General features: G+C 33.4%; 13 protein-coding genes. 12 read left to right on the top strand and 1 reads right to left on the bottom strand.

What is annotated here, in order from left to right; genetic code table 11:
• Nucleotides 1–9 precede the first annotated feature (9 nt).
• From ACWOA3_RS05885 to ACWOA3_RS05840, 10 genes are all read left to right on the top strand, one after another.
• Nucleotides 10–717 carry an IspD/TarI family cytidylyltransferase gene (locus ACWOA3_RS05885; RefSeq protein WP_456884645.1) on the top strand — a complete coding sequence of 236 codons (708 nt, stop codon included), beginning with the start codon at nt 10–12 and terminating at the stop codon, nt 715–717.
• A 1-nt stretch (nt 718) separates the two neighbouring features.
• On the top strand, nt 719–1741 hold the full coding sequence (locus ACWOA3_RS05880; RefSeq protein WP_456884643.1) for a ribitol-5-phosphate dehydrogenase: 1023 nt from the start codon (nt 719–721) through the stop codon (nt 1739–1741).
• 417 nt (nt 1742–2158) lie between these two features.
• Nucleotides 2159–2449 (top strand): acyltransferase family protein, encoded by a 291-nt coding sequence (locus ACWOA3_RS05875; RefSeq protein WP_456884641.1) that lies wholly within the window; start codon nt 2159–2161, stop codon nt 2447–2449.
• Between the two features lie 142 nt (nt 2450–2591).
• A complete protein-coding gene (locus ACWOA3_RS05870) occupies nt 2592–3191 on the top strand; it encodes an acyltransferase family protein (RefSeq protein WP_456884694.1) in 600 nt (199 codons plus the stop codon).
• Between the two features lie 145 nt (nt 3192–3336).
• Entirely contained in the window at nt 3337–4206 is an 870-nt protein-coding gene (locus tag ACWOA3_RS05865) for a phosphotransferase family protein (protein WP_003147757.1), read from the top strand.
• The gene (locus ACWOA3_RS05860; RefSeq protein WP_003147758.1) at nt 4196–5074 is read left to right on the top strand and encodes a DMT family transporter; all 879 of its coding nucleotides are present in this window, start codon (nt 4196–4198) and stop codon (nt 5072–5074) included. Before ACWOA3_RS05865 ends, ACWOA3_RS05860 begins: the two co-directional genes overlap by 11 nt.
• 7 nt (nt 5075–5081) lie before the next feature.
• The gene (locus tag ACWOA3_RS05855; RefSeq protein ID WP_456884638.1) at nt 5082–5777 is read left to right on the top strand and encodes a sugar phosphate nucleotidyltransferase; all 696 of its coding nucleotides are present in this window, start codon (nt 5082–5084) and stop codon (nt 5775–5777) included.
• A gap of 155 nt (nt 5778–5932) precedes the next feature.
• Nucleotides 5933–7867, top strand: a complete 1935-nt coding sequence (locus tag ACWOA3_RS05850) for a glucosaminidase domain-containing protein (RefSeq protein ID WP_456884636.1) — start codon at nt 5933–5935, stop codon at nt 7865–7867.
• Between the two features lie 57 nt (nt 7868–7924).
• Complete coding sequence (locus tag ACWOA3_RS05845) at nt 7925–8932, top strand: glycosyltransferase family 2 protein (protein WP_456884634.1); 1008 nt, start codon at nt 7925–7927, stop codon at nt 8930–8932.
• A gap of 170 nt (nt 8933–9102) precedes the next feature.
• Nucleotides 9103–9783: a C39 family peptidase gene (locus ACWOA3_RS05840; RefSeq protein WP_456884632.1), complete on the top strand. Its 681-nt coding sequence runs from the start codon at nt 9103–9105 to the stop codon at nt 9781–9783.
• Nucleotides 9784–9847: 64 nt separating this feature from the next.
• Here ACWOA3_RS05840 and galE read toward each other — a convergent pair whose 3' ends face one another.
• A complete protein-coding gene (galE, locus tag ACWOA3_RS05835) occupies nt 9848–10870 on the bottom strand; it encodes a UDP-glucose 4-epimerase GalE (protein ID WP_456884630.1) in 1023 nt (340 codons plus the stop codon).
• 199 nt (nt 10871–11069) lie between these two features.
• Here galE and ACWOA3_RS05830 point away from each other — a divergent pair, with 199 nt between their 5' ends.
• Together ACWOA3_RS05830 and ACWOA3_RS05825 are read left to right on the top strand one after the other, a co-directional pair.
• On the top strand, nt 11070–12548 hold the full coding sequence (locus ACWOA3_RS05830; protein ID WP_456884629.1) for an N-acetylmuramoyl-L-alanine amidase: 1479 nt from the start codon (nt 11070–11072) through the stop codon (nt 12546–12548).
• A gap of 122 nt (nt 12549–12670) precedes the next feature.
• The gene (locus tag ACWOA3_RS05825; RefSeq protein ID WP_456884627.1) at nt 12671–14110 is read left to right on the top strand and encodes a C39 family peptidase; all 1440 of its coding nucleotides are present in this window, start codon (nt 12671–12673) and stop codon (nt 14108–14110) included.
• The last annotated feature ends 82 nt before the right edge of the window (nt 14111–14192 follow it).

The following is a 14192-nucleotide window of genomic DNA, read 5'->3' as shown; positions in this document are numbered from 1 at the left end:
GAGAATAAAATGATATACGCAGGAATATTAGCTGGTGGAACAGGAACTAGAATGGGAATAAGCAATATGCCAAAACAATTCCTAGAATTAGGTGAAAAACCAATTCTTATTCACACAATCGAGAAGTTCTTATTAGAACCTGAAATCGAAAAAATCGTAGTCGGTGTTCATGAAGATTGGGTATCTCATGCTGAAGACTTAGTAGAACAATATGTTTCAGCGTTTGCTGATAGAATCATTATTACGCCTGGTGGGGTTGATAGAAATACAACTATTGAAAACATTATTAATAGAATTAATGAATACAAACCTTTGACTGATGAGGATATTATCATAACACACGATTCAGTTCGCCCATTCATCACACTAAGAATTATTAAAGACAACATACGCCTAGCTAAAGAAAGTGATGCGGTAGATACAGTAGTAGAGGCAGTAGACACAATCGTTGAAAGTACAAATGGAGAATATATCTCTAGTATTCCTAATAGAGCTCACTACTACCAAGGTCAAACACCTCAAAGTTTCAAATGTTTAGATTTCCTAAACCTATATAACTCATTAGATAAAGAAGAAAAACAAATACTTACCGATGCATGTAAGATATTCGTTATAAAAGGGAAAAAAGTAGCACTAGCTAAGGGAGAATACTCAAATATCAAAATAACTACAGTAACTGACCTTAAGATAGCTAAGAGTATGATAGAGGACGAGTAATATGATAAATCAAATATATCAATTAATTAAACCGAAGTTTATTAATGTAAAGTACAACGAAGAGAATATAAACGATGGTGATAAAATCATCATCCGTCCAAACTATATGGCACTATGTCACGCAGACCAAAGATACTACCAAGGGAAAAGAGATCCAAAGGTACTGGCTAAAAAACTACCTATGGCACTTATTCACGAGTGCGCAGGGATAGTAATCGCAGATCCAACAGGAACGTATAAAGTAGGACAAAAGGTAGTAATGATACCTAACCAACCACCAAGACAAAGTGATGAAGAGTTTTATGAAAACTACATGCCAGGAACACACTTCCTATCAAGTGGTTTCGATGGATTTATGAGAGAGTTTGTAGCTCTACCTAAAGATAGAGTAGTAGCTTATGATGGAGTGGAAGATTCTGTAGCGGCTATTACAGAGTTCATAAGTGTAGGTATGCACGCTATGGATAGATTCTTAAAGAATTCACATAGTAAAAAAGATAGAATAGCGATAATTGGTGATGGAAGTCTAGCTTATGTTATGGCGAACATAATAAACTACACTCTTCCAGAGTGTGAGATAATCGTAATAGGTCGACACTGGGAGAAATTAGAACTATTCAGTTTCGCAAAAGAAAGATACATTACAGATGATATTCCTGAAGACTTGACTTTCGATCATGGTATAGAATGCTGCGGTGGAGATGGTAGTGGTTATGCGATAAACGACATAATCAAATACATCAAACCACAAGGAAGCTTAGTACTAATGGGAGTTAGTGAATACAAAGTAAATATCAACACACGTGACATCTTAGAAAAAGGACTAACACTAATAGGTTCATCACGTTCTGGTAGAATCGACTTCGAGAAAGCTATTGAGATGCTTAGTAACAAGAAATTCGAAAGAAGATTTAAGAATATTATTGAACTTGAGCAACCTGTGAGAAATATTAAAGACATTCATAGGGTGTTCGCAACTGATTTGAATACAGCCTTTAAAACTGTGTTTAAGTGGGAGATATAGAAAAGATTATTTCTGCTATCAATCAACTAAAATAATAGAATAAAATTAATAGGGTGATTCATGAAAACTACTAAGAAAGATTTATGAGTCACCTTTAAATATTGTGATGTTTAAATTAAGTGATATTATTACTTTGAATTATTGAATTTTATGTTACAATGGTAAGTGCTGAAGAATTGAAAGAATATTGGGAATGACCCAAAAGACTAGATTTTTAAAAAAAGTTTACATGAAAACTCATAGACGTAGTGGTTTATTGATATCTAAAATCGCTTTATAAAAGCTTTTTAGATATCTAATAAACTGTGCGGGGGTGACTCTAAAAAAATCGATTTCTACGAAATCACGATTTTTGAGTCACTCCCATATAAATTTTAATTCAAATGATATTTTTAAGATTTTAAAAAGGAGAACATAGTGGATATTTTTATATTATTATTAATTTCATTATTTGTTTATCTTATACCGAAAACAGATGTTTATTATTTAAGTAATAAATCAACGAAATCCCTAAAAGGTCTTTTAGCTTTATTTATAATTTTTCATCATGTCTCTCAAAAAATTACTACTGGTGAAAATTTTTCGAATTTTGAATATATGGGAAGATATATTGTTGCTTTGTTTTTCTTTCTATCTGGTTATGGACTGTATTTTCAGTATAGTAACAATGTAAATAATAAGGAAAACTTTTTAAGAAAAAGATTGTAGAATATTTATACCGTTTACTGTTTTTATAGTTATTTATGTATTTTATAGAGCGACATTAGGAGAAGTTGTTAATGTAGATTTTTTCTTATCTTTTTGGAAAGACCACAGCAATATAATTTATAATGGTTGATTTGTCAATAGTATAATAGTTCTATATGTTATTTTCTATGTTTCTTTTAAAATGAAAGATTCAAAAAGTTCGTTTTATATGCTAACAGTTTTGACATTAGTTTATATTTTTTGGAAAGTGTATCAGAATCACGGGGATTGGGAATATGTTAGTATAATGGCATTCTTATTAGGTGTATTTTGGATGAAAAATAGGATTTCTATAGATAAATTTATTGAGAAAGATTATTTTGTTTTTCTAGTTACATTTAGTATACTGATGTACGCATTTCATCATTATGAAGCTATTATGAAAAATATTGGAATTACAAATAAGTATGTTTATTACGGAATAGTTGGGAATCTGTGTACAATGGTTTTCGTAGTGTATTTTTTATTGTTAACAAATAAATTTAACTTTTCGAATAAATATCTGGATTTTTTAGGAAATATATCATTTGAAATATATATGTTACATGGTTTAGTTATGCATTATCTTGGTAAGTTTTTTATTTCATCGCCAGTTAATGATGTAATCTATACGGTTGTTGTATTATTAGTTAGCATTATTTTTGCGTATCTTATAAAACAATTAATAATTGTTATTGAAAAGAAGCTTATAAAAGCTGTTTAATATATTTTAGAAATTGAGTTTAGGATAGAATGTTTATTTTATCCTAATTTTATTATATTGAAAAAATATAGTAAAAAGACTATGAGTTATCATATTTTATGTTATAATGATAAGTAATATTGTAATGTTGAAAAGAGGTTTTACATTGAAACAATTAATAAAAAGTAAGATAAAAAAATTACTTACTGAATCAGAAGAAATAGTAAAAGTAGAGCAACTAGGAGGTATGACTAATAGTAATTACCTAGTAGAAACAACAAATAATAAATATATAGTTAAATTCTTTGGTAAAGGGACGGATAAGTTAATCAACAGGATTGCGGAGAAAAATAATCTTGCAAATCTTGCGGATTTAGAACTAGATGTTAAAAATTATATTTTTGATATTGAATCTGGAATCAAAGTAAATGAATATATTGAAAATGCGACTACTTTTGATGCGCATTATTTAAAATCAAAAAAAGAGGATGTTGCTAATATTCTTAAAAAAGTGCACAGTTCTGGAAAAATTCTTGAAGGTGAATTTAAAATTTTTGATGAGATTAGAAAATATGAGGACTTGATAGAAGGTAATATTAATTATCCTTATTATGACAAGATAAGGGAGAAAATATTCTCTTTACAGAAACACCTAGAAGAAATTGGTGTGGACAAGAAATCATGTCATATTGATCTTGTTCCTGAGAATTTTATCGAAGATGAAAATGGTCGAGTGTATCTTATTGATTGGGAGTATTCTTCAATGAATGATCCAATGTGGGATTTAGCTGCGTTATTTTTAGAATCTAATTTCAGAAAGGCTGAAGAAGGTGAGTTTTTCAAATATTATTTTAGTGAAAATACTCCTGTTAGCGTAGCGAAGATTATGGTTTATAAAATACTTCAAGACTTCTTATGGAGTCTGTGGACGATTTATAAAGAAGAACAAGGTGCAGACTTTGGAACTTATGGAAAAGACAGATATTTAAGAGCATTAAAAAATTTGAAAGAGTATGTAGAAAGTTATGAAAAATAAAATAGGTGTATCAGCAGGTTTATTATCAGGGTTGTTTTGGGGATTAGGTCTTGCAATAAGTGCGTATATATTTTCATTGTATAATGTTTCGCCTTTTGCAGTCGCGGTAATCCATGATTTTATTAGTATTTTTGTCCTTTTGGCGATTATATTAGTTAAGTATAAACGAATCAATTTTAAAATTTTTACGAATATAAAAAGCATTAGTGTTATTATAGGTGCGCTTCTTGCCGGGCCTATTGGAATGCAATGTAACTTATATGCGGTGAAGTATATAGGAAGTGGTCTTACTTCTTCGATAACAGCTATCTATCCAGCGGTGTCGGTAATACTAGCTGTGATATTTTTAAAAAATAAAGTTTCATCAAAAACTATTATTGGTATAGCGCTAATTATTGTTGGTATTTTTATCCAAAGTTATAAGAGTGAACAGGTTGAATCATTCTACCTTGGATTTATGTTTGCGTTGATTTGTGCTATTGCATGGGGTAGCGAGAGTGTTCTAAGTTCATACGCGATGAAAAATAATTTAAATGAGCTTGAGACGTTATTAATTCGTCAGGTGACATCATTTTTAGCGTATTTAGTAATAATTTTATTTAACGGATTAGGAATTGAAACTAGTCTTGATGTTAAATTCGGAGGACTTATTGTTTTCTTCGTTGTGAGTAATATGGTATCTTATATTTTATATTACATGGCTATTAATAGATTAGAACCAGCGAAAGCAACTGGGCTAAATGTTAGTTATGTTGTTTGGACAATAATATTTTCTATGATTTTTGTAGGATTAGCAGTAAATGTGCAATTAGTAGTAACATCACTTATTATAATATTAGGGGTGTATGTTATCGTGAGAGAGGAGTAACAAAATAGTGAGAGCGATTATATTAGCCGCAGGTTTAGGAACGCGTCTTAGACCTATGACGGATAATACTCCAAAGGCTTTGATAAAAGTTAAAGATAAGCCTCTCGTGGAGTATCAAATAGAGTTTTTAAAAGAAAAAGGAATAGATGAGATAATCGTAGTTGTCGGTTATCTACATGAGCAATTCGATTATTTAAAAGAGAAGTACAATGTAAATCTTGTATTTAATGAAAAATATTCTGAGTACAATAATTTTTATTCGCTATACTTAGTAAAAGAGTACTTGGCAGATAGTTATGTAATCGACGCGGATAACTATTTATTTAAAAATATGTTTAGAGCGGATATAGATCGTTCAACATATTTCAGCGTGTATCGTGAAGATTGTGAAAACGAGTGGTTCTTAATCTATGGAGATGATTATAAAGTTCAAGATATTATTGTAGATAGTAAAGCAGGAAGAATCCTGAGTGGCGTGTCTTTCTGGGATGAGAAAACTGCAGAGAAAATTGTAAGTTTTATCGATAAAGCTTATGAGAGCAATGAATTTATGAACTTATACTGGGATAACATGGTTAAAGATAATATCGAAAAATTAGATGTTTATGTAGAAGAATTAGAACCTAATAGTATCTATGAAATTGATAGTGTTAAAGATTATAAAAAATTAGAAGAAATACTAAAAGAAGAATGTGAGAAATAATCTCCATTCTTTTTTATTATGGAGATTAAGTAATAATATTTCTTGCTATTTTGTAATATATATGTAATAAAAAATAACCGATTTGTAACCTTAAATATACTGGGAATATGGTATAATTATTAGTGCATAAATATGAGTACAGAGGAATATTAAGAATGAGAAGAAATAAACTTAAATTAGGATTAGGAGTGTTAACAGTACTAGCTACACCGATCGCAGTTAATACAGTAGCAAGTAATGACGCTCAAGCAGCACAAGGCTGGGTAAGAAGTGGTAATGCCTGGTATCTTTATAATCAAAATGGAACATTAGTAAGAAACGCATGGGCAGGAAACTACTGGCTAGGAGCCGACGGAAGAATGGCGACAAACGCTTGGGTAGACGGGGGTCGCTACTACGTAGGAAGTAACGGAGCGTGGGTAAAAGGAGCTCAACACCAAACAACAGCGAGTGAAACTAAACAAGGTTGGACAAAAGTTGGTAATGCTTGGTACTTCTATAACCATGGGAAGGTCGTAGCGAATGCTTGGATAGGAAACTACTGGCTAGGAGCCGATGGAAGAATGGCGACAAATGCTTGGGTAGATGGAGGTCGTTACTATGTAGGAACTGACGGAGCATGGGTGAAAGGAGCTCAACATACTACAACAGTGAAAAGTGGTTGGGTGAAAGAAGGCTATACATGGTACTACTATAAAAATGGATCAGTAGTGAGAAATGCATGGGCAGGAAACTACTGGCTAGGAGCCGATGGAAGAATGGCAACAAATAGCTGGGTAGACAATAATCGTTACTATGTAGGGACTGACGGAGCATGGGTGAAAGGAGCTCAAAACACTACAACAGTAAAAAGTGGTTGGGTGAAAGAAGGAAATGCATGGTACTACTATAAAAATGGATCAGTAGTGAGAAATGCATGGGTAGGAAACTACTGGCTAGGAGCCGATGGAAGAATGGCAACAAACAGCTGGGTAGATAACAATCGTTACTATGTAGGAACTGATGGAGTATGGATTAAAAACTATTCAAACAAGTCAGGATGGCAAAAAGAGAGCGGTTCTTGGTACTACTATAAAAATGGATCAGTAGTGAGAAATGCATGGGCAGGAAACTACTGGTTAGGAGCCGATGGAAGAATGGCAACAAATAGTTGGGTGGATAACAATCGCTATTATGTAGGAAACAATGGAGCATGGGTAAAAGGAGAAGACAGAACAGCTTCTAAATCTGAGAATGCGACTAACACTTCTTATTCTGGATACTACAAAGTAACTTCACTATATATTCCTGTATATGATGCTAATGGTAGAATCTTATCTCACGTTTCAAAAGATACAATCTTATTTAGAGATAACAGAGCTACTGCGAATGGAAGAATCCCTGTACAAGTAGCTGGAATTACAGGTTATGTAAATTCAGGACAAGTTGCAGCTGTTAACTCTAGTACAACATTCATCCCTGACTATATAAGTGATGGTAAATATGTATATCACAGATATTCAGCGTACAACAGGGTAATGGTAGCTTACCACAATCCAAATATGCAAGTAGGAAAATCTTATTATTCTGCTGATGGAATTAACTTTGGATCATTTAAATTAGATCATCCTTTCCAATTTTCTAATTTAAAATCAAGATCTAACTATACTGCTGCTGATATCAACAGATTGTATAGTTTGATGGGAGCTAATGATAGTAAGCTTGCTGGAAAAGGTGCTACATTTAAGGCTGCTGAACAAAGATATGGAGTTAATGCACTTTACTTAGTTGCTCATAGTGCCCTTGAGAGTGCATGGGGAAGAAGTAAAATAGCTAAAGATAAAAATAATTTCTTTGGAATTGCTGCTTACGATAGCACACCTTATACTTCTGCGACAAAATTTGATGATGTAGATAGCGGTATTCTAGGTGCAGCACGTTGGATTGACCGTAACTACTTAAGTAACACAGGATATCCAGCAAATGGTGCATACTTAGGAAATAAAGCACGAGGAATGAATGTTAACTATGCAACAGCTCCGTATTGGGGAGAATCTATTGCAAGTATAATGTTCAGTGCTAATGAAAAATTAGGAAGAAAAGATAGATAAAAAAAGGATGTGGCTAGGTTATTTTAATCTAGCTTCCTTTTTGGTAAGGAGAAAATTATGTTAGTTTCGGTTGTAATCGGACTTTTAAATGAAGAAAAATTTTTACCAAGATTAATTGAAGATTTTAAAAATCAAACATATAATCATGAGAATATCGAACTTATCTTTATTGATGGAATGTCGAAGGATAATAGCTGGGCTATTTTACAAGAATTTAAAGAGAGTAATCATGATTTCTTTAATGTAGTTTTACTGAAAAATCCTAAGGTTATTTTGTCAGCGGGTATGAATGTTGGGATTCGAGCTGCGAGGGGAGAATGTATACTTAAGGTAGATTGTCACTCACATATAACGGAGAATTTTATAGAAAATAATGTTAAAGTTATAGAAAGTGGAGAAGATGTTTGTGGTGGACCACGACCTAATATTATAGAAAATGAGGATGCTTTAAGTAAAACGCTGTTGCTAGTTGAAGAAAATATGTTTGGTAGTGGTATAGCTAATTATCGAAAAGAAACTTCTAAAAAATATGTAAGTTCTGTATTCCAAGGAATGTATCGAAAAGAAATTTTTGATAAGATAGGTTTATTAGACGAACAAGTTGGACGTGTAGAAGATAATGAATTGCATTACAGAATTAGAAAAAATGGTTATAAAATTCGATATAGTAATGATATATTATCATATCAATACACTAGACCTACTGTAAAAAGAATGTTAAAACAAAAGTATTCTAATGGGTATTGGATTGGTAAAGTGAGTCATGTATACCCTAAGGCTTTCTCAATTTTCCACTTTGTACCGTTTGTCTTTGTTTTAGGTATAATCTTTAGTTTGTTGATGTTACCATTAACGAAGATATTCGCAATACTTCTTGGAGTTTCCTATGGATTATTTACAGTTCTTGTTACAATTATGACTATAATTAATAACAAGTTTAATGCAACTTTATTATTAATTCCATTTTTACTATTCTTAGTTCATTTTAGCTATGGATGGGGAACTTTAGTAGGGCTAGTAAAAGGATTTAGTTGGAAGAAAGATTATTATAGTGTGAATAAGTAGAGAAATATTATTTCTTATTCTAAAATAGAATACAATAAAACATATAGGAGTGTTTTGAGCTGATTAAGTTCAAAAAATTATCAGTTTTGAGGTACTCCTATTTGTTTTTGTTAGTTAAAAATAGTATAATTATAAATAAATTTAGACGAAATGTAGGAGGTGACAGGTTTATGAAGAGAAGAATAAGTATGATTCTTGTAGGTAGTTTATTGTTGACTAGTTTTAGTGATGTTAAAGCAGATTTACTAAAAGAACAAAGGGACAAAGTGGAGTCTTTTACTTCAGAAGATAGCATAATGAATGATGCTACAGGTAAAGAATCTGTGAAACCTGTGAAACTTCCTCAATATTATCAAGCGGATGCTAGGTGGGGATCTAAGAGATATGGTATATCTAATATGAAAATATCAGGATGTGTTCCTACATCTTTATCTATGGTGTTATCAGTATTGAAAGAAGAGGTTACACCTGTGCAGGTTGCTGATTATATTTATAATACGTCTACAGAAATGAATACTATGTTTGTAGGAACTTCTAGTGATGGAGCAGCTGCAGCAATTGAGCACTGGGGATGTAATTATCGTGTGATTAATTCTAAGGAAGATTTAAAGGCGGAATTGAAAAAAGGTAATATTATTTTTGGTTCTGTTGGTCATGGACTTTTTGTAAAAGGAAATGGTACACATGCAATTATCTTAAGCGGATATCAAAACGGAAAAGTTCATGCGATAGATCCAGATAATCAAGAAAAAACTAATAAATGGTATAGTATCGATGAGATTTGGCAACAAAGAAGTTTTGAGCCAGAAGATAATTCTGTCGGTGGACCATTTATGGTGATTTCTAAATAAAAGAAACGAGTGTCTAAGTAATACTTAGGCACTCATTTTATATTAATTCATTTATTAAATTATATTATCCAGCAAAACCGTTTGGATGTTTACTTTGCCATCTCCAAGAATCTTTACACATGCGTTTTACATCGTATTGAGCTTCCCATCCAAGTTCTTCTTTTGCTTTTGTAGCATCAGCGTAACATGCTGCGATATCTCCAGCACGACGTGGAGCGATAACGTAAGGTAAGTCACGCCCAACGGCTGCTGAAGCGCTCTTAATGATGTCTAGTACAGAGTATCCGATTCCTGTTCCTAGGTTATATTTAGATAGTCCGCTACCTTTTTCTAATTTTTTAAGGGCTGCTACGTGACCACGAGCTAGGTCTACTACGTGGATATAATCACGTACTCCAGTACCATCGTGTGTATCGAAGTCATTACCAAAGACATTAACTTTTTCTAATTTCCCTACAGCTACTTGCATAACGTATGGAAGTAGGTTGTTTGGAATTCCTGTTGGATCTTCTCCAATATCTCCACATTCATGTGCCCCGATAGGGTTAAAGTAACGAAGTAATACTACGTTCCATTCGTTATCGGCTGCGTAAACATCTCCTAAGATTTCTTCTAAGATTAGTTTAGTACGTCCGTAAGGGTTAGTTACAGATAATGGGAAATCTTCTTTGATTGGTAATGCATGAGGATCTCCGTATACTGTAGCTGATGAACTGAATATTATATTCTTACAGTTATGTTTTTCCATAACACGACATAAAGTTGTAGTTCCAGCAACGTTGTTATCATAGTATTTTAAAGGTAATTGGCAAGATTCACCAACTGCTTTTAATCCAGCAAAGTGAATAACTCCATAGATATTTCCTTCTTTTTCGAATACTTCGTTTAATTTAGCTTCATCACGGATATCAACTTCATAGAAAGTTACTTTTTTACCAGTTACTCTTTCTACAACTTCTAAGCTTTTTTTATTTGCGTTATATAAGTTATCAACGACAACTACTTCATTTCCATTGTTTAATAATTCTATACAAGTGTGTGATCCGATAAATCCTGCTCCACCTGTAACAAGTATTTTTTTAGTCATAGTATAATTCTCTCGCAAAGCGATTCCTTCCTATAATTTTATATATTAATTTTATAAAAAGTAAGAGTAAGTGTCAATAAAAATGAGAGTAATATTAAGAATCTGTTACATTTATTATATTTCTTTGAAAAATAGTTGAAAATATAATACAATATATGGAATATATTTATTTTTAGAGTAGGAGTTAAAGGAATATTTTATGAGAAAAAATAAGGTTAAATTAGGATTAAGTTTATTGACTGTATTAGCTACGCCAATTGCGGTTAATGCTGTAGCTAGTAATGATGCTCAGGCTGCTCAAGGTTGGGTAAAAAGCGGGAATTCTTGGTCATTTTATAATCAAAACGGTACGCTAGTAAGAAATGCATGGGCAGGAAACTATTGGTTAGGTACCGATGGGAAAATGGTGACAAATGCTTGGGTAGATAACGGTCGTTACTATGTAGGAGCAAATGGAGCATGGGTAAAAGGTGCTCAAAATCAAGCATCAGCCAATACAGCTAAACAAGGTTGGGTGCAATCAGGAAATGCTTGGTATTACTATAATAAAAGCAGTCTAGTAGTAAATAAATGGGTAGGAAACTACTGGTTAGGAGCCGATGGAAGAATGGTGACGAATGCATGGGTAGATAATAATCGTTACTACGTAGGAGCAAACGGAGCATGGGTAAAAGATGCAAAACGCCAAGAAGAGAAGAGACAAGGTTGGGTAAAAGATTCTAACGTTTGGTACTACTACAACACAGACGGAACATTAGCGAGAAATAAATGGGCAGGAAACTACTGGCTAGGAGCTGACGGGAAAATGGCAACAAACAGCTGGGTAGATAACAATCGTTACTATGTAGGAACTGATGGAGCATGGGTAAAAGATGCTAGACACTCAGAAGAGAAGAAACAAGGTTGGGTAAAAGAATCAAACGCATGGTTCTACTACAACACAGACGGAACACTAGCGAGAAATAAATGGGCAGGAAACTACTGGCTAGGAGCTGATGGGAAAATGGCAACTAATAGTTGGGTAGATAATGGTCGTTATTATGTTGGACCAAATGGAGCATGGGTAAAAGATGCATCAAGAGATAAAAACACAAAACGAGCTATTTTCTTAGATCCCGGACACGGTGGAAGTGATTCAGGTGCAGTCGCTAATGGTGTAAGAGAAAAAGATTTAACTCTTAGCGTATATAATAAAGTAAGTAGTAGACTTGCCTCTTTAGGTTATTCAGTATTAACAAGTAGAAATACTGATAAAGATGTAGGTTTAGTAAGTCGTGCTGATCAAGCTAATAAATCTAATGCGGACATGTTTTTAAGTATTCATTTTAATGCTGGAGGTAGAGGAGCTTCTTATGGTATAGAAACATATTATTACAAACCTGAAGCTGGATATACTCCTGCGATAAATAAAGAAAATCACAACAACCCTGAAAGGTTAGAGAAAAGTAGAAAATTAGCTAATAAAGTTCAACAAAATCTACTTTACAAAACTGGAGCATACGACAGAGGTGTGAAACGTGCATCATTTGCTGTCCTTCGTGAAACATCTATTCCATCAATTCTAGTTGAATTAGGATTTATTGATAATCAAGAAGAAGTGAAGAAGATTAAAACTAATGAGTATCAAGATAAGCTTGCGGATGGAATTGTAGACGGAATTGTAGAATATTATAAGTAAAGATAAAAAAGGTTGTCTAAAGCTAGATAACCTTTTTTAAACGAAAAATATTTTTAAAATGATTTGAGATTTTAGTTAAAGTACTGAGAAAAAATAAGGATTAAGAGAAAGGATACATTATAATGAATAACAGAATGAAATTAGGATTAAGTTTATTGACTGTATTAGCTACACCAATTGCTGTCAATGCAGTAGCTAGCAATGATGCTCAAGCTGCACAAGGCTGGGTGAAAACTGGGAATGCATGGTATTTCTATAATCAAAAAGGAACACTTGTAAGAAATGCATGGGCAGGAAACTATTGGTTAGGTGCTGATGGAAAAATGGCGACAAATGCGTGGGTAGATAATGGTCGTTACTACGTAGGAGCAAACGGAGCATGGGTAAAAGGAGCTCAAAGTCAAGCTACAGCAACTCAAAACCAAGTGACATCGAACGCAACAAAACAAGGATGGGTGCAGTCAGGAAATGCTTGGTATTACTACAATAACGGAAGTCTAGTAGTAAATAAATGGGCAGGAAACTATTGGCTAGGAGCCGATGGAAGAATGGCAACAAACAGCTGGGTAGATAACAATCGTTACTATGTAGGGACTGACGGAGCATGGGTAAAAGATGCTAAGCGCCCAGAAGAGAAGAAACAAGGTTGGGTAAAAGAAGCGAACACATGGTACTACTACAACACAGATGGAACATTAGCGAGAAACAAATGGGCAGGAAACTACTGGCTAGGAGCCGATGGAAGAATGGCAACAAACAGATGGGTAGATAACAATCGTTACTATGTAGGAAATGATGGAGCATGGGTAAAAGATGCTAAACGCCAAGAAGAGAAGAAAACAGGTTGGGTAAAAGAATCCAACGTATGGTACTACTACAACACAGATGGAACACTAGCACGAAATAAATGGGCAGGAAACTACTGGCTAGGAGCTGATGGAAAAATGGCGACAAACAGCTGGGTAGATAATGGTCGTTATTATGTAGGAAGTAATGGAGCATGGATTCCTAATTATTCTAAAGGTGACAATAAAACTACGGCAGCTTTAAATATGCCGCAATACTATCAAGGAGACTACCGTTGGCGTAATAAAAGATTTGGTATTGGAACGATGGCACAAAGTGGATGTGCACCTACATCATTAGCAATGGTATTTAGTGGATTAGGGCAAAAAGTACTACCAACTTCAGTTGCTGAAACGATTTATAATCACACAAATGAAATGAACGTTAGAGAGTTAGGAACATCAGGTAAAGGGGTAGTATATGCTATCAATGCTTATGGATATAGTTATTCAGTTATTACTAGTAAAGAACAACTTATAGCTGCACTTCAAAGTGGAAAACCTGTATTCGCTGCTGTAGGAAATGGAATTTTTGCAAGAGGTGGATTGACTCATGCTATTGTTTTAAGTGGATATAGTAATGGTAAAACAAAAGCGATGGATCCAGATAATGTTAACACTACTGGAAGATGGTATGATGTTAATACTATTTGGAATCAAAGAAGTACAGACCCATATGATACTAGCATTGGTGGAGCATTTGTACAGATTGGTTAGTAAGGTGTAAATAATTATAAAAAGGGTATCTCAAAAATTTTGATTTGTAAAAATCATTTTCTATGAGGTATCCTTATTTTTA

It is taken from the genome of Gemella taiwanensis, assembly GCF_054054385.1.
The sequence above is the reverse complement of the archived record's forward strand: the minus strand, read 5'-3'. Positions and strand labels throughout refer to the sequence as shown.